16 protein-coding genes are annotated in these 15681 nt (G+C 71.7%); 11 read left to right on the top strand and 5 right to left on the bottom strand.

Features of this window, described 5'->3' with window-relative positions:
• Window positions 1–240: 240 nt before the first annotated feature.
• The 5 genes from AB0937_RS36545 (at window position 241) to AB0937_RS36525 (ending at window position 4625) form a co-directional block, all read left to right on the top strand.
• Window positions 241–1542, top strand: coding sequence for a hypothetical protein (locus tag AB0937_RS36545; RefSeq protein WP_366718188.1), 1302 nt, complete (start codon window positions 241–243; stop codon window positions 1540–1542).
• Window positions 1539–2186, top strand: coding sequence for a hypothetical protein (locus AB0937_RS36540; protein ID WP_366718186.1), 648 nt, complete (start codon window positions 1539–1541; stop codon window positions 2184–2186). Before AB0937_RS36545 ends, AB0937_RS36540 begins: the two co-directional genes overlap by 4 nt.
• The gene (locus tag AB0937_RS36535; RefSeq protein ID WP_366718184.1) at window positions 2183–2902 is read left to right on the top strand and encodes an ATP-binding cassette domain-containing protein; all 720 of its coding nucleotides are present in this window, start codon (window positions 2183–2185) and stop codon (window positions 2900–2902) included. Before AB0937_RS36540 ends, AB0937_RS36535 begins: the two co-directional genes overlap by 4 nt.
• Before the next feature lie 349 nt (window positions 2903–3251).
• Complete coding sequence (locus AB0937_RS36530; protein ID WP_366718182.1) at window positions 3252–3671, top strand: hypothetical protein; 420 nt, start codon at window positions 3252–3254, stop codon at window positions 3669–3671.
• Between the two features lie 444 nt (window positions 3672–4115).
• A complete protein-coding gene (locus tag AB0937_RS36525) occupies window positions 4116–4625 on the top strand; it encodes a phospholipase (RefSeq protein ID WP_366718180.1) in 510 nt (169 codons plus the stop codon).
• Window positions 4626–4680: 55 nt separating this feature from the next.
• Here the strand turns inward: AB0937_RS36525 and AB0937_RS36520 are convergent, their stop codons facing one another.
• On the bottom strand, window positions 4681–6042 hold the full coding sequence (locus AB0937_RS36520) for a PQQ-binding-like beta-propeller repeat protein (protein ID WP_366718178.1): 1362 nt from the start codon (window positions 6040–6042) through the stop codon (window positions 4681–4683).
• Complete coding sequence (locus tag AB0937_RS36515) at window positions 6039–6590, bottom strand: SigE family RNA polymerase sigma factor (RefSeq protein WP_366718176.1); 552 nt, start codon at window positions 6588–6590, stop codon at window positions 6039–6041. Before AB0937_RS36515 ends, AB0937_RS36520 begins: the two co-directional genes overlap by 4 nt.
• A gap of 209 nt (window positions 6591–6799) precedes the next feature.
• On the opposite strand from AB0937_RS36515, the gene AB0937_RS36510 reads away from it, so the two are divergent.
• Window positions 6800–8308: a cryptochrome/photolyase family protein gene (locus AB0937_RS36510; protein WP_366718174.1), complete on the top strand. Its 1509-nt coding sequence runs from the start codon at window positions 6800–6802 to the stop codon at window positions 8306–8308.
• 155 nt (window positions 8309–8463) lie between these two features.
• Window positions 8464–8922 carry an SRPBCC family protein gene (locus AB0937_RS36505; RefSeq protein WP_366718172.1) on the top strand — a complete coding sequence of 153 codons (459 nt, stop codon included), beginning with the start codon at window positions 8464–8466 and terminating at the stop codon, window positions 8920–8922.
• A 27-nt stretch (window positions 8923–8949) separates the two neighbouring features.
• On the opposite strand, the gene AB0937_RS36500 is transcribed toward AB0937_RS36505, so the two are convergent.
• The gene (locus tag AB0937_RS36500) at window positions 8950–9288 is read right to left on the bottom strand and encodes an alpha/beta hydrolase (RefSeq protein WP_366718170.1); all 339 of its coding nucleotides are present in this window, start codon (window positions 9286–9288) and stop codon (window positions 8950–8952) included.
• Here AB0937_RS36500 and AB0937_RS36495 point away from each other — a divergent pair.
• Window positions 9278–9511 carry a hypothetical protein gene (locus AB0937_RS36495; RefSeq protein WP_366718168.1) on the top strand — a complete coding sequence of 78 codons (234 nt, stop codon included), beginning with the start codon at window positions 9278–9280 and terminating at the stop codon, window positions 9509–9511. The genes AB0937_RS36500 and AB0937_RS36495 overlap by 11 nt on opposite strands.
• A gap of 56 nt (window positions 9512–9567) precedes the next feature.
• Here the strand turns inward: AB0937_RS36495 and AB0937_RS36490 are convergent, their stop codons facing one another.
• On the bottom strand, window positions 9568–10188 hold the full coding sequence (locus AB0937_RS36490) for a LysE family translocator (RefSeq protein WP_366718166.1): 621 nt from the start codon (window positions 10186–10188) through the stop codon (window positions 9568–9570).
• A 177-nt stretch (window positions 10189–10365) separates the two neighbouring features.
• Between AB0937_RS36490 and AB0937_RS36485 the strand changes: the two genes are divergently transcribed.
• Together AB0937_RS36485 and AB0937_RS36480 are read left to right on the top strand one after the other, a co-directional pair.
• A complete protein-coding gene (locus tag AB0937_RS36485) occupies window positions 10366–12123 on the top strand; it encodes an aminotransferase class I/II-fold pyridoxal phosphate-dependent enzyme (RefSeq protein ID WP_366718164.1) in 1758 nt (585 codons plus the stop codon).
• Window positions 12120–12923, top strand: coding sequence for a phosphatidate cytidylyltransferase (locus AB0937_RS36480; RefSeq protein WP_366718162.1), 804 nt, complete (start codon window positions 12120–12122; stop codon window positions 12921–12923). The genes AB0937_RS36485 and AB0937_RS36480 overlap by 4 nt, the downstream gene beginning before the upstream one ends.
• A gap of 77 nt (window positions 12924–13000) precedes the next feature.
• On the opposite strand, the gene AB0937_RS36475 is transcribed toward AB0937_RS36480, so the two are convergent.
• A complete protein-coding gene (locus tag AB0937_RS36475; protein ID WP_366718192.1) occupies window positions 13001–13945 on the bottom strand; it encodes a MerR family transcriptional regulator in 945 nt (314 codons plus the stop codon).
• A gap of 121 nt (window positions 13946–14066) precedes the next feature.
• Between AB0937_RS36475 and AB0937_RS36470 the strand changes: the two genes are divergently transcribed.
• A complete protein-coding gene (locus AB0937_RS36470) occupies window positions 14067–15581 on the top strand; it encodes an alpha/beta fold hydrolase (protein WP_366718160.1) in 1515 nt (504 codons plus the stop codon).
• Window positions 15582–15681 lie beyond the last annotated feature (100 nt).

Genomic DNA, 15681 nt, shown 5'->3' with positions numbered 1-15681 from the left:
GGTGCTGGACCGGTACCTGCACCACCTGCGGCCGCCCCCTGCCCCGCCCTCGGAGCAGCCGCAGACAGCCCACAACCTAACGAAGCACTACTAGGGTCTGTCGTTCGGATCACCGAGGACCGCACTCCGCACGACCGGGGGGCGGTCCTCCGGCATACGTGCGCCCCATGCGCCCCTTTGCCGCCCCTTCACCCCCCGCGGCATCGGGAACCGTCAGCCGGCGCACGTCTTCCTATGGGCATGGTCCTGATGCGGCGGACGCCGTTCGTCATCGTGCTCCGGGCGAACCTGCGGCGCCAGGCCGGTCCGTTGGTCGCGCTCGTGATGGCCGGCGCGCTCGTGGCGCTGGCCTGGGACGGGCTGTACGGGCGGGGCATGTGGAGGGACACCGGCTGGGTCCGCATCGGTGAAACGTGCGGAATGGCGGCGCGTACCGTCGGAGTGGGGTGCGCGGTGCTGCTCGCCGGGTGGCAGGGCGGTGCGGAGGCACGCGATGACGCCGGCTGGGTCGCGACGACATCGGCCCGAGGCGGTGTGACCTACCAGTTGGTGGGTCTGGTCTCGGGAGTCGCGTGGCCGCTCGCCGGCTATGTGCTGGCCATGACCGTCATGGTGATGTCGCCCTACCCCCAGGAGCCGGTGGGCCGGGCACCTCTCGACATGATGGCGGTCCACGGGTTGATGCTCACGGCCTTGTCCTGTGTGGCGTATCTGGTGGGCCGGACGGTGCCGCTGCGAGGGGTGTCCGTTCTCCTCGCAGCGGCCGCCTTGGTGCTGTCCGTCTCGCCGTGGAGCACGCCGCTGCTGGGTCCCCTCGACGGTCTCCGGTTCAGCTACCGGGGAGACGCGGTCCCCGGAGGAGCCGAGCTGGGGGCGCTGCCCGGACCGCCGGTCTGGCTGCCGTGGTGCAAAGCCGCCTGGTTCGCCGCGGTGGCGGCGACCGCAGTCCTGTTGTGCGCCCGCCGGTGGAAGATCTCCGGTGCCTTGGTCGTCATGGTGAGCGCGGCACTCCCCCTCCTGACGCTTTGGCCTCAGGGGCATGCCTCGGGGTCGGTGATCAACACGAGAGAACTGCACTGCACCGGGCACGCTCCTGCCGTCTGTGTCTCGTCCGCCTTCGAACCACGACGACAGCGTCTGGAACACGTCGCCGAACACCTGTCCCGCCGTCTGGAAGGCGCCGGCCCGACGCACTACCTCCTGACCGAGGACAGTGTGCACTCGTGCCGGGACACCGACGGGGTCGACGGCGCGTGGACGGTCGGCATCTCCGCTCACGAGGACATCAATCTGCACGGCCTCGCCGCATGTCTCACCGCGGATTACACCCACCCCGCATCGGAGGAGGCCCGCGCGCTGTATGAGTGGCTCACGCGAGAAACGACCTCCGCCGGTCCCACGGCCGACGCGCCGTCCGGGGCCGGTGCGTTGGCGCGCCTGCCTGCGCCCCAGCGCGCGCACTGGATCGGCCGGTGCATGGCAGCGATCGCCCACGACAACGCCCCACCCCGCATTCCAGACCCCGACGGAGAAGAACCGTGATGATGCCCCTCCCCCAGCCACCACCGTGGCTGCGAGCCGTGCCCGGACTGCGCTGGCCGTGGCTGCTCGCCGTCACCGGCGTCTGCTCTGCGGCCGCCTGGCTCGCCGCGTCGGCCGGCGAAGAGGACTCCCTCCCCTTCCTGTTGCTGTTCGCACCGCTGCTGCCTCTGCTCTGGGTGGCGGTCAGCTACGGAGGCAGAGCCGATCCTTTCGCGCCCGTGATCCGCAGTACTCCGGCCGGCGGGCTGCGTCTGCTGATGCTGCGCACCGGTGTCGTTCTCGCCGTGTGCTGCCCCCTGCTCCTGGTCGCTGCGTTGGCGGGTGTCGGAGTGTCGCCGTGGGCGGCCGCCTGGCTGGTGCCCAGCCTGGCGCTGACGCTCGTCACATTGGTCCTGGGCTCCTACATCGGGTGCACGCTCGGCGCGGTCGTGACCAGCGGTACATGGCTGCTGGTGATCGCCGCCCTGGCCCGCCTCTCCATGCGCCAGGACGGCAAGGTCAGCTCCTACCGGGCTGTCATGCTCAACGTGCTCAAGAACCTGCTGGACGGGGGATCCCAGTTCGTCTGGGGGGTCGCGTCCGGTGTGCTGGGTGCCCTTCTCGTCCTTCGCCGGCACTCCTTCAACGATCTGAGGTCCTGGTGATCAGCGCCACGCGGCTGACCGTTCGACACCGCCGCACCACCGCCGTGGACAGTCTCGACCTGGAGCTGGGGCACGGTGTCCACGCCCTGCTCGGCCCCAACGGAGCCGGCAAGAGCTCCCTGCTGCGCGTCCTGGGGACGGCGGCAGCAGCGGCGGAAGGCGAACTGAAGCTCCTCGGGCGCGATCCGCGGCGTCCCGCCGAACGCCTGGAGATCCGCCGCCGGCTCGGCTACCTGCCGCAGACGTTCGGGATGTTCCGGGGCTTCACTGTGCGAGAGTGTGTCAGCTACGCCGCCTGGCTGAAGGACATGCCGAACCGGGGTGCCCTCGATGCGGTGGAACGCGCCGTGGACCAGGTCGGCCTGACCTCACGCATGGACACCAAGTACCGTGCCCTCTCCGGCGGCATGCGACGCCGGGTCGGGATCGCACAAGCCCTGGTGAACGAGCCTCGGTTGCTGCTGCTCGACGAACCGACGACCGGCCTCGACCCGGCCGAGCGGGACCGGTTCCACGCCCTGCTGCGGCAGTTGAGCACCACCACGACCGTGGTCCTGGCCACCCACCTCATGGAGGACGTACAGGCCTGCTGCGACAGCGCACTCGTCCTCTCCTCATCCCGCACGGTGTTCCTCGGATCCACACAGGCACTCCGGGAGGCGGGCGGCTACAACAGGGTCGTCACCGGCAACGCCCGTGGCGACCAGACTCGTTGACAAGCGGAGCCCCTACGTCATTTCGGTTGGTGTCATGTCAGCCCCGCCAGGTCCTCCCGGCGGGCTGGATCGGGCGGCACTTCCGGTGTGGCCGCAGAGCCGTGGCCAGGAGCCCGAGGGAAGCAGTTGAACAGCTGTTGGTCGACCATCCGGCCGCGGGCTACGCTGCGCTGGCTCCGCCCGGTTGATGCCGGTGACCACGAAGGCGGTCGGACGGCATGGGCTGTGTCCGTTGAGGCTGTTTGCTCCTTCAGCGCTGTGAAGCGCTGCTCATTCGGAACGGTTCCTGAAAGCCGCCGGCATGCGCATGGCTCGACTCTTGTCCAGACTGTCAGGAAGGAAAGCGACCATGAAGCGATTGACTCGTGTGAAGGCGTTAGCGGCGCTCTCGGCGGCGGCGGCGTGCCTCGCGGTGGCGCCGGCGGCCTCTGCCGCGTCCGCCGGGACTGCCGCGCCCACCTGCGTCACCGACAGTGCGACGAAGACCTTCGGCCGTGGCGAGATCAGCATCTGTATCGAGAACGGCCGGGCGCACGTGACCGGATGGGTGGAGGACCTGAAGCCGGGCGGCTGGGTGGATGGGGAGTGCGTGGCCTGGTACATGACCTGGCAGACCGCCGCCGGAGACTACTGGAGTTTCGCGCCCGTGGCCTGCGGGCATGCGGGTGGCGCCTACGTGTCCTTCGACTACGACCCGTCGGACTGGTCCAAGGGCCCACAGGGCATCACGGGCGTGAAGAACGTGTCGTTGGGCCTGTTCGACGCCTGACTGCCCGACCACGGTTGACACACGTAGGCGGATCGGCGCCGATGCCCTTGCCCGGGGCGGGAGTTGCCCGTTCGGTCCGGTACGGGGACCACACCCTGGCTCGGGTCGGACGAGCCGTGCTCGGTCAGCTTGCCCCGCCGACGCCGCCTGCGGGACCGGAACGAGGCCGGCACCCGGCCAGTCGCGTCCCCCTTCAAAGGCCGAGCACTCCCTGACCTTCTTCGGCATCGCCGCAGCCCCCGTCGGCCCTGCCGCCGGCTCCCCGACCCGAACGACGTTTTGGAGGACGACCGGCAGAGGCCGCGCATCTGCCCGGTGCTCACCGGCGTCAATCCGCGATCCGGCCTGCCCTGTTCTCGGCCGTACCGGCCGCGGGGCGGAGCCAAGTTTGATCCTCCCGTGAGATCCACGGTGAGCACATCGATGTGTATGGAGGACACCCGGATGCGTCGCGCCTCTCTCTTCCTCGCAGGTGCCATGGCGTCACTTCCCCTCGTCCTGGTTCCCGCCGCGTCCGCTTCGGCGGCTCCGGCGGACAAGCCCCAGGTGCTCAGCTCCTGGACGCAGACCAGTGCTTCCAGCTACAACGCATGGGCCGCGGCCCGCCAGAACCAGGGCGCATGGGCCTCGTACGGCTTCGACTGGTCGACGGACTACTGCACCACCTCGCCCGACAACCCGTTCGGCTTCCCCTTCCAGAACGCCTGCGCCCGCCACGACTTCGGCTATCGGAACTACGAGGCGGCTGGTACGTTCTCCGCCAACAAGGACCGCCTCGACTCGGCGTTCTACGAGGATCTCAAGCGCGTCTGCGGCGCCTATTCCGGCGCCAGCCGGACCGCCTGCAACAGCACGGCATGGACGTACTACCAAGCGGTGAGAGTCTTCGGCGTGCCGTCAGCAGGCGGAGGCGCGGCGAAGGCGCCGGCCGGAGCGGAGCCCGCCACCTCCTGACGACGGCGACGGGGCCCGGGCCGGGGAGATGCCTCCCCGGCCCGGGGCCTTGCTGTCAGTCGCCGGTGCGCGGCAGCAGGGACACCATCGTGCTGCCGTTCCGGGCGATGAGCGCGTCCCCGTAGAGCAGGAGTTGGCGCGAGCCCCCGAATCCGGGCTTCGTCTTGCCGGTGTCGACGTGGCCGCGCCAGACCTGTGCGCCGGTGTGCAGGTCGAGTCCGGACAGGTCTCCGGTCGGGTCGAGGAAGTACACGACGCCCTGCCGGGTCGACACCACGGGTGAGGCGAGGCCCTGCATCGTGTCCTCGCCGGGCACCTTGACGCCCACCGGGCGGGTCCACAAGGTCTTGCCCGTGGTCAGCGAGTGGGCCGAGGCCTCGCCCTGCCGGGAGACGGTGATCAAACGGCCACCGACGACATCGGAGCCGGCCAGGGTCCCCTCGATCCGGTAGGGGTGTGAGGCGTGCTCACCCGAGCCGTCGACGGTGGTCAGCTGCAGGTTCTTCCGGCCCTCGTCCCGCGCCGCGATCAGGACCATCCGGTCCCCCGAGGTTCCGATGAGCTGCTGCATGCCGGGAAGGGTCGTGACCTTCGTGGCGCTTCCGGTGGCGGGATCAAGACGGAGGACATCGGTGCCGTCCGGCTTCTCGACGTCCCGCGAGCACAGGAGGTAGGGCACATCGCTCAGCACGGCCCGCTGACACACGGTGCCCTTGTCCCAGGTGTGGCGCCACTTCTCCTTGCCCGTCAGCGGATCGAGAGCCGACATGGTGCGCACCGACGGCGTGTTCGCCAGCACCGCGCCGTCGATGGGCATGGCGGCCTGGTCCGTGCGGTCGTCCTGCGGCATCTGCACCGTCCACAGCACCGTGCCGGTGCCGGCGTTCACCGCCATCAGGTCGGTGCCGCCGAAGTAGTCCCCGTCCGGCAGGTTCCGGGCCGTGTGATTGCGGTAGGCGTACACCACCCCGTCGCGCACGGCGAACGGGTGGTCGATGCCGTCACCTTCGCGATTGACCCCTACGCTCCACAACCGCTTGCCCGTGTTGGCGTCGACCTTCGCGACGTCGTACTCGGACCCGCTGCAGTACAGCGCGGAACCGTCCACCAGGCACCCACGCTCGCTGGCGCCCGCACCGCTGCTCTGCCACGGCTTCCAGCCCTTAGGCGGGGTCGCGGGTGACGCCGCCGGACGCACGGGGCGCTCATGCCGTGCCGAACCTCCGTCCCCGAAGCCGAACACCGCGCCCACACTGATAGCGGCAACGGCGACCGCGGTGCCCGCGGCCTGCGAGAAACGCCGTCTGCTGCGCCGCCGCACCACCTTCTCCACCAGGTCCCCGGGCGCCCGCACCCGGTCCAGGGCGACCGCGTGCAGCGTGTCCCGGACCTTCTCCTCCACGCGCTCCGTCGTCATCGCTGAACCTCCTTGGGCGTGTAGCCGAGCGACTGGATCCGTTCCGTGGGCCGTTCGGGGCCGAGTTCCGGTACGAGTTGCCGGAGCTTGGCGAGTGACCGGTGGGCCGTACTGCGGACCGTGCCGACCGGGCATCCCAGCAGCGCCGCGACCTCGGCCTCGGGCAGGTCCTCGAAGTAGCGCAGCACGACCACGGCCCGCTGCCGGTTCGTCAGGCGGCCGAGCGCCGCCCACAGGGCGATACGCAGGTCGGAGTCCGACCCGGCCGCCGCGTCCCCTGGGGCATCCGGCAGTACGGGCACCGTCGTCTCGGCTTGGTGTCTTCGCAACCGCCAGCGGTTCACCTGCTGGCGGTACATCACCTGCCGGACGTAGGCCTCGTGCTGCTCGATGCGCGACCAGCGTCGGTAGGCCTTCATCAGTGCGATCTGCAGCAGATCCTCCGCGGCGTACCGGTCCCCACCGGTGAGCAGCACCGCGAGCCGCAGCAGCGCGGTGGAGCGCATCTCCACGAACTCCCGGAACTCGTCATGACTCGAGGCCTCCATCGACCCTCCCCTTCTCGAACCATCACGACGTGCTGAACCGCCCCCGGCTATCCCTCGTCGTCGAATCTTGTGTGTGCGCACCGGCACGGCGGCGCCGAGTGCCGGCACCCGAACGGGGCCATTCGGCGGCCGACCGCATCCGGTACCGCGCCGGCGGGCGAAATCTGCACCGTCCGTACGCATGCGCCCCCGACGGAAGGCTCATTGCCATGCCCACTCCGCACTGGCTCTTCGGTGATCAGCTGGGCCCGCATTTCCTCACCCCCGCCCGTGAGCAGGGCCCCGAACGCGGAGCACCCGTGGTGATGATCGAGGCGAAGTCGGTCTTCCGGCGCAGGCGCTTTCACCGCGCCAAGGCCCATCTGGTGCTGTCGGCGATGCGGCACCGCGCGGCGGAGCTGGGTGAGCGGGTGACGTACGTGCGGGCGGAGACCTACCGCGAGGGTTTGCGCCGCGCGGTGGGCGACGCATCGGTGACGGTGTGCCACCCCACGTCGTACGCGGCGCTGCGGCTGGTGCGTTCCCTGCCGGGGGTGCGGGTGCTGCCCGCCCGCGGCTTCCTGGTCACGCACGAGGAGTTCACCGACTGGGCCGCGGGACTCGGCGGGCGGCGGCTGCTCCAGGAGAGCTTCTACCACTGGGTGCGTGAGCGGCACGACCTGCTGATGGACGCCGGCCGCCCGGCCGGGGGCCGGTTCAACCACGACCACGCCAACCGTGAGCCTCCGCCGCGCGGCGCCCGGACCCTGGACGTGCCGGGGCCGTACCGGCCGCGGGAGGACGACATCGACGCCGGGGTGCGCGAGGACCTCGACCGGTGGGAGCGAGAGGACGGGGTGCGGTTCGTCGGCCGGGACGGCCCCCGCGGTTTCCCCGCCACCCGGCGCGAGGCCCTGTCGGCGCTGCGCCGTTTCGTGGCGCACCGGCTGTCTTCCTTCGGGCCGTACGAGGACGCGATGCTGGCCGGTGATCCGGTGATGGCCCACAGTCTGCTGTCGTCCTCGATGAACCTGGGGCTGCTGCACCCCGCCGAGTGCGTGGAGCATGCCGAGCGTGCATGGCGGGAGGGCGGTGTCCCGGTGAACAGCGCCGAGGGTTTCGTCCGGCAGGTCGCGGGGTGGCGGGAGTACGTCTGGCAGCTGTACTGGCATTTCGGTGAGGACTACCGGCAACGCAACGCGCTCGGGCACACGCGGGAGCTGCCCGCCTACTTCGGCGAACTCGACGCGGACGCGGTCACCGCGCGCTGTCTGGCCGGTGCGCTCGCCCAGGTGCGTGACACCGGATGGACGCACCACATTCCCCGCCTGATGGTGCTGGGCAGTCACGCCCTGCAGCGCGGCTGGGACCCGGCGGCCGTCACCGACTGGTTCCACCGCTGCTTCGTCGACGGATACGACTGGGTGATGGTGCCGAACGTGATCGGCATGTCCCAGTACGCGGACGGCGGCCGGATGACCACCAAGCCGTACACCTCCGGGGGCGCCTACATCCACCGCATGAGCGACCTGTGCGGGGGCTGTTCCTTCCGGCCGGCCGACCGCACCGGTCCGCACGCCTGCCCGTTCACCTCCGGCTACTGGGCCTTTCTCCACCGGCACCGTGACAGGTTGTCCGGCAACCCTCGCATGCGGCGCCCGGTGCAGGGTCTGGACCGACTCGGCGACCTCGACGACGTACTGCGCGAGGAGCGGCACCGAGCAGACGAGGTGCCGTGACCGTTGGCGTCGGGTCGCAGCCCGGTGCCCTCCTGCGATGGCGTGTCGGTCGCCTCGCGGGACACCGGGCGCTCCCGTAAGGTCTCGGTGCCGATACGGCAGGACGCACCGAGCGCCCTTCACGACCGCGCGGACCCAGTGACCGAGGAGCTCGTATGTCAGGACAGTTCGTGGCGAGCACCGAGATCGACCGGCCCGTCGAGGCGGTGTTCGACTACCTCGCCGACGGGCGCAACGATCCGCAGTTCAGTCCCCGGGTGCAGAGGATCGACCGGGTTCCCGAGACACCGACCGCCGTGGGAACGGTGTTCCGCAGCACGGTCAAGGACGCCGGGGTGAAGACGGCCAGGGAGTTCCGGATCACCGAACTCGAGGCCCCGACGCGGATCCGGTGGACCGAGACGTCGAAGAACAGCGTGTCGGTGGCTGAAGGCGGCTACGACCTGGAACCGCTGGCCGACGGCAGGAGACGGGTCCGTCTCCACAACGTTCTGGAGGGCCACGGGCTCGGCAAGCTGCTCGTCGGCCTGGCCCTCACGGCCGCCCGCAAGGATGCGCCCGCCTTCGGGGCCAGGATCAAGGCAGCGGCCGAGGCGGCGATCCGGCCGCGCTGACCATCCGGAGAGCCAGTGCCCGCGCCCTCACGGCCGCTGGGCGGGGCAGATGGTGCCTCGTGGTGGCACCGTCAGGTCGGTCAGGTAGCTGTCCACGGCGTCCTGCATGCACGGGCCGCTGGTGACACTGCCGTGGCCGTGCCCCTCATAGGTGAGGAGCACGCCGCTGCGGCCGAGCTGCCGGGTCACCGAGACGGCCCACGGATGGCCGGTGGCGGGGTCGTGCAGCGCGTTGGACTCCAGGACCGGTGGGGCCCCGTGTGCACCCAGGCGGTGCTGCGGGTTGGCGGTCGGCGCGCCCAGACACGCCGCCACCATGCGCACCGGCAGCAGACAGGGCAGGTCGGGTGCGGTCTTGTCCATCATGGCGACGAGCGATGCGTACGTCCTGAAGTCGCGCACCGGCAGGTGTCAGTCCGAGCAGAAGACCGGGGTGGCCGCAGGCAGCGGCGCCGACGAGGTGGGTGCGCGTGGCCGCCGGCATGGGGCGCTGACCGATGATCAGTTGCCGGAGCTCGTCGACATGGTGCTCGATCCGGAGGGCAAGCCCCTCGTGACGTATCTGGGGTATGCGGTTCGCCGGGCTTGAGCACGCTCCCGGTCCCGGACCGGCCATCCCGGTCGAGGCAGGGTCGACGTCGCTGGTCAGGGATGCGTCGTCGCGACCTTCAGGCCGAACCCGATCAGGACGACGCCCGTGACGCGGTCCATGGCCCGGCGCACGGCGGGCTTCTGGAAGAAGACGCGCGCCTTGGCGAGCAGCATCACGTAGCCGCCGAGCCATACGGCGGTCAACGCCGCGTGGATGAGGACCAGCAGTGCCATGCCGGTGTGCGGGGAGAGCCCGGTCGGGGCCAGCGTCGGGAGCAGACCGGTGTAGAAGACAGCGATCTTGGGGTTGAAGACGTTGGTGACCAGGCCGGTCCGCCAGGGGTTGCCCGCGGGGGCGCCGGGGAGGGCGTCATGGGCCCGCGCCCGGGCGCGTCGGCTGTGGAGCAGCGCCTGGACGCCGAGGAGGACCAGGTAGGCGGCGCCCACGAGTTTGATCACCGTATAGCCGGTGGCTGAGGCGGCCAGTACCGCGGCGAGGCCCACGACCGTGAGAAGACCCCAGATCAGCAGCCCCGCGGTGATGCCGCCGGCCGTGCGCAGCCCGTCCTGCCAGCCGGAAGCGACCGCCCGCTTCGTCACGACGGCCATGTCCGGCCCGGGCACCATGGTCAGCACGGCGAGCACGCCGGCCGCCGTGAGGAACTGAATGAGCATGCCTTCAGTCTCACATTCCGTGGCGTGCGGCTGGATCCCCTCCGTGGAAGTGGTGGCGCAGGAGAGCGGAAGCGCATGAGTACGCGTACTCAGACCGTCCGGGCTGTCCTCCCCTGCTCCCCGCGGGCTGCTCGTAGCAACACTGGACCGCCCTTGTCTCCCTGCGAAGAGGTTCAGATGGCCCGCGCCCTCACTCTGCGTTCCGCCAGTCCCGACGACATGCCCTGGATTCATGAACTGCGGCACCGCGTCTACGCCGAGGAGCTGGGCCAGCACTCACCCCGTGCGGACGGGCGGCTGGTCGACGGGCTGGACGGCGACAACGTCTACCTGGTCGCGGCGCGGGGTGCGGAGCGCGTCGGGTTCGTGAGCGTGACGCCACCGTGGGTGGGCCGGTACGGGCTGGACAAGTACCTGACCCGCGCGGAGTTGCCGCTCCTCGACGAGGCCGACGTCTTCGAGGTCCGCCTGCTCACCGTCGAGCCCGGCGCCCGCAACGGAGCCGCGGGCGCACTGCTGATGTACGCGGCGCTGCGCTGGATCGCGTCCCGGGGCGGGCGGCGGGTGGTGGCGATGGGCCGCACCGATCTGATCGGCATGTACCGGGCGGCGGGCCTGCGTCCCGTCGGCCGTACCGTCCGCAGCGGGGCGGTCGCGTTCGACGTGCTCACCGGAGACGTGGCGGAGCTGTCGCGGCGTGCGGCGGGGCGGCATGCGGGGACCGTGGCCCGGTTGGCGGCCGGGGTGGACTGGCGGCTGGACGTGCCGTTCGCGCCCCGCCCGGACGGCTGCGAGCACGGTGGGGCCTCGTTCACCGCGATCGGCACTGATTTCCGCACGCTGGCGCGGCGTCACGAGGTGGTCGCGGCCGACGTGCTCGACGCCTGGTTTCCGCCGGCCCCCGGGGCACGCGCGGTGCTCGCCGAGGACGCGGCGTGGGTCGCCCGCACCTCACCACCGACCGGCGCGGAGGGCTTGCTGGCGGAGCTCGCCGCTGTCCGCGGTCTGCCCCCGGAGACGCTCGCGGTCGGCGCCGGCTCCTCCGACCTGATCTTCCGGGCCTTCGGCCGCTGGCTGACGCCGACGAGCCGGGTCCTGCTGCTGGACCCCGGGTACGGCGAGTACGCCCATGTCACGGAACGGGTGATCGGCTGCCGCGTGGACCGGTTCCGGCTGCGGCGCGAGGAGGGCTGGCGCATCGACCCGGCCGGCTTGTCGGCGGTAGTGGCCGATGGGGCGTACGACCTGGTGGTCGTGGTCAACCCGAACAATCCGACCGGCCGTCACGCACCGGCCGCGGAACTGCGCGCGGTCATCAGCGCGGCCCCGGCCCGGACCCGGTGGTGGATCGACGAGGCGTACCTCGGTTACGTGGATCCCGCCGACTCGCTCGCCCCGTTCGCCGCGAGGGACCCGCGCGTGGTGGTCTGCACCTCGATGTCGAAGGTGTACGCCCTGTCCGGCGTGCGGGCCGCATACCTGGTCGCCGAGGCGGATACGGCTGCAGAGCTGCGCCGGTGGACCCCGCCCTGGGCGGTCGGGCTGCCGGCTCAACTCGCGGCCGTGGCGGCCTTGCGCGACCCGGAGTACTACACCGGCGTGCTGCGGCGTACGCACGAGCTTCGGCGTGGGCTCGCCGCCGACCTGGCCGCTGTGGACGCCTCGGTCACGGTCGAGGAGTCGGTGGCCAACTTCCTGACGCTGACCCTGCCGCCGGGCGGGGCGAGCGCCGCGTCCCTGGTGACGGAGTGCCGGCGGCACGGTGTGTTCCTGCGGGACCTGTCGCCGCTGTCGTCGGCGTACGAGGGCCGCACCGTGCGCGTGGCGGTCCGTGACGCCGTCGAGAACGCCCGCATCGTGGACGCCTACCGGGCAGCCCTCGGTGAACTGCGTGCGGTCTCGTCTGCCATGTCGGGTGCCGGGGCGGCACGGTGACCTCGGTGGCCGCGCTGGCGCCGTGGCTGGGCGGCGCGTTGCTGGCGAGCGGTGTGCTGGTGGGGGCGTCGCGGCGGCGGGAGTTGGTGGTCCGGTGGTGTGCGTGGGCGGTGGGTGTGCCGGTGGTGACGGCCGCTTTCTGGTGGGGGCGGCCCGGGATCGCCCTGCTCGCCGCGTTCGTCGCGGTGGTGGCGGTGTGGGAGTTCGGCGCCCTGACCCGGCTGCCCCCGGCCGACCGGGTGGTGCTCGCCGCAGGCGTGACGGGGTTGATCGTCGCCGCTGTGTCGATGCCGGACCAGCTCTGGCGGGTGGGTGCGGTCGGGGCCTGCGCGCTGGTTGCCGTCCCGCTGCTGGCCGGCGATGCCGAGGACGGCTTGCGGCGGCTCGGCACCGGTCTGCTCGGCTTGGTGTGGCTGGGGGTGCTGGCCGGGCTGGCGCCGCTGGGGGCGCTCGGCCTGGCGATGTTCGCGGCGGTGTCGATCGCAGATGTGGTGGCGTACTTCGCCGGGCCTCGCCTGGGCGGGCCCCGGCTGTCGCCGCTGTCCCCGGCGAAGCGGTGGAGCGGAACGCTGTGCGGCGCGGGGGCGGGTCTGGCCGTCCTCGCGTTGCTGTCGGCGTGGAGCTGGCCGGCGGCGGCCGCGGTGGCCGTCGGCGGGCCGGTGGGCGACTTGGTGGAGTCCCTGGTCAAACGCGGCGCCGGGGTCAAGGACTCGGGCCAGTGGCTGGCGGGGGCCGGGGGGCTGCTGGACCGGATCGACTCACTCGTGGGGGCGTTGGCGGTGGTCATGATCCTGGGGTGAGCGGACCGGCGCGTACGGACTGGGCCGCTCGTCCGCAGCGGACCGGATCCGGGCAGCCGCCCTGTGGTTTCCCGGATTCACACCGCTATGGCGTTGTCCAGCTGAAGTGCGGCGCGCAGCCAGTCGTCCGCGGAGCCCGGCGTCGGCTGCGGGTGGCTGCCCGGCGGGGTCAGGACGACGGCAGCCAGTTCCCAGTACTGGTTCAGGCGCGCTTCGACCGAGAGACGGGCGGCCAGCGAGCGGCGGAACTCGGGGGTGTCGCGGCTGCGGTACGCGCTCGCGTACGCCGCGACGTAGGCGTCCAGGGCCTCGCCCGGCTGCGGGGCGCGTGCCCGGCGCACGTGGGGGGCTGCGAGTTCGAAGGCTTCGGCGAGGCCCGCGTACAGCAGGACGGCGCCGTCGGCCCCCGCCACACGGTGCACCTCCGGTTGGGGCTGCCGGCCGTCCGGGCAGGGGGCCGTGGTCATCGCGTGCAGCCGGGCGAAGGCCAGCACCTGGGAGGGGTGCGGTTCGTCCGGCGGCTGGGGGACGGCCACCTCCAGGAATGCCGCGGTCGCCCGGTGTGGCATGCGTGGTGGCAGCCAGGCGCGCCAGAACCTGGCCAGTGGCGCGGTGCTCGGCGGGGTGTTCAGCGCACCGAGCAGCCTCAGCCGACCGGGGCGCTGACCCGGCGGGCACGCGCGCACCAGCTGGAGTGCCGCCTCGCGCCAGCGCAGGGCCTTCAGCTCGCTGCCGAGCTCGCTCAGACGGCTGTCGAGGGCGCTCTCCAGTGCACGGCCGGCTGCCTCTTCGTCCTCGAGGACGCGGCGTATCCCGGGCAGGGGCAGGTCGAGGGCGCGCAGGGAGCGGATCAACTGCAGGCGTTCCAGGGCCGGTGGGCCGTAGCGGCGATGTCCGCCACTGCTGCGGGCGGCTTCGGGGAGAAGTCCCTGGTCGGAGTAGAAGCGGACGGTCTTCACGGTGGCACCGGCGCGCTCGGCGAGCTCCCCGATGCTCCACAACAGCTCATGCGAAGCGGACAGTTGAACCTCCCTTAAGGGGAGTTCCTACGGTACCGGTGCCGGGCCGGGCAGACGCCGTGGCCCGCGGACGATGACGTGCGCGACCGGCGCGGCGTCACGAGACCAGTCCGGGGAGGACTTTGTGCATGTGTTCATCATGGTGGCGGGTGCGTTCACCGGGACCCATGTCTGGCAGGAGACCGCCGCTCGGCTCGTCGCGGCGGGAGGCACCGCGCACGCGGTCCCGTTGACGGGCATCGATCCGGACCGGCCCGCCACTGCGTCGCACGTCGGTCTGGAGACGCACGTCGAGGACGTGATCGCGGCGATCGACGCGGTGGACGCTGCCGGGCGGCAGATCGTGCTCGTCGGTCACGACTACGGGATCCACCCGGTGCTCGGCGCCGCCGACCGGCGTGCGGAGCGCATCGCGCGGGTCGTCCACCTGGACAGCGGGATGCCGCAGAACGGTGTTCCGGCGCTGGCCGCCGTACCGGACCAGGGGCTGCGCGCACAGCTCGCCGAACGCGCCGGGGCAGGCGAGCGCGAGGGTGTACTGGCGCCACCAGCCCGTGGGGACTGGGAACGCTGGGGCAGTACCGATGGCGTCGGCGAGGCGGACCTGGACCGGCTGACCGCCCTGGCGGTCCCGCAGCCGCTGGGCACCCTGATTCAGCCCTTGCGGCTGACCGGAGCCGTGGCGGCGGTACCCGTCACCGGCGTGCTGTGTACACGCAATGGTGCCGGCATCGACATGGTGCAGAGGCTCGTCGACTTCGGCGACCCCACGCTGGCCTTCCTGACGCAGCCTCAGGTCACTTTCTTCGAGTTGCCCACTGGGCACTGGCCGATGCTGTCCTGCCCTGCCGCCCTGGCGGACGTGCTGCTGCAGGCCGCTGCCGGTGAGGGGCACCGTCTGCGGCCGGCCGGCGGTGGTGCGTCGGGGCCTGCCCACCTGCGCCCGTTCCCCATGGAGGTCCCCGAGCTGCCTCGCGACCGTCAGGGTTTGGTCGATCTGTACGTCCCCGAGGGTGAGGGCCCACGACCTGCCGTGGTGTTCGTGCACGGCGGGCCGGTGCCCGCCGGGGCGCAGCCTCGCCCGCGTGAGTGGCCGACCCTGGTGGGATACGCCCGGTGGGCCGCGGCCGAGGGCATGGTCGGCGTGAGTCTCGAGCATCGGCTCCATGACGTCGCGGACTACGACCGCGCCGCCGCGGACATCGCCGCCGGAGTGGAAAGGGTGCGGGCCGATCCGCGAGTGGACGCCGACCGGGTCGCCCTGTGGTTCTTCTCCGGCAGCGGGCCCCTCACCGCGGACTGGCTTGCACAGCCGCCCGCCTGGCTGCGCTGCCTGGCCGCCTCCTACCCCGTCCTGGCTCCCCTTCCCGCCTGGGGCATGACGGGAAGCCGCTTCCACCCTGCCACGGCGGTCCGACAAACGGGGTCCCTGCCCGTCGTCCTCCTTCGTGCCGGGCGGGAGTCACCCGAGATCGCCGCGACCGTCGACGCGTTCGTGGCCGCGGCCGACTCAGCGCGCCTCGAACTGGTCGATGTCCCCAACGGCCGTCACGGGTTCGAGACCCTCGACCCACCGGAGGAGACGCTCCCCGCCATGCGCCGTGCGATGCGCTCCGTGGTCACCCATCTGACCAGGTGACTCCCCCGGTCACGGCGACGGGCTCAGCGCGGTGACGGACGGCGATCGGTGGGCTCGCTGCGGTCTTCCCCCCACGACCGTGGTGGCGCTGGCACCACCC

Origin of the sequence: Streptomyces sp. NPDC047880 (assembly GCF_040706515.1) — a bacterium.
GTDB lineage: Bacteria > Actinomycetota > Actinomycetes > Streptomycetales > Streptomycetaceae > Streptomyces.
This window is presented reverse-complemented; position numbering and strand designations above follow the sequence as displayed.

Coding starts and splice junctions, on each gene's coding strand:
- AB0937_RS36510 (WP_366718174.1), top strand. CDS start 6,800: ATGCCCACTCCGCACTGGCTCTTCGGTGATCAGCTGGGCCCGCATTTC.
- AB0937_RS36530 (WP_366718182.1), top strand. CDS start 3,252: ATGAAGCGATTGACTCGTGTGAAGGCGTTAGCGGCGCTCTCGGCGGCG.
- AB0937_RS36520 (WP_366718178.1), bottom strand. CDS start 6,042: ATGACGACGGAGCGCGTGGAGGAGAAGGTCCGGGACACGCTGCACGCG.
- AB0937_RS36525 (WP_366718180.1), top strand. CDS start 4,116: ATGCGTCGCGCCTCTCTCTTCCTCGCAGGTGCCATGGCGTCACTTCCC.
- AB0937_RS36490 (WP_366718166.1), bottom strand. CDS start 10,188: ATGCTCATTCAGTTCCTCACGGCGGCCGGCGTGCTCGCCGTGCTGACC.
- AB0937_RS36500 (WP_366718170.1), bottom strand. CDS start 9,288: ATGATGGACAAGACCGCACCCGACCTGCCCTGTCTGCTGCCGGTGCGC.
- AB0937_RS36515 (WP_366718176.1), bottom strand. CDS start 6,590: ATGGAGGCCTCGAGTCATGACGAGTTCCGGGAGTTCGTGGAGATGCGC.
- AB0937_RS36545 (WP_366718188.1), top strand. CDS start 241: ATGGTCCTGATGCGGCGGACGCCGTTCGTCATCGTGCTCCGGGCGAAC.
- AB0937_RS36485 (WP_366718164.1), top strand. CDS start 10,366: ATGGCCCGCGCCCTCACTCTGCGTTCCGCCAGTCCCGACGACATGCCC.
- AB0937_RS36505 (WP_366718172.1), top strand. CDS start 8,464: ATGTCAGGACAGTTCGTGGCGAGCACCGAGATCGACCGGCCCGTCGAG.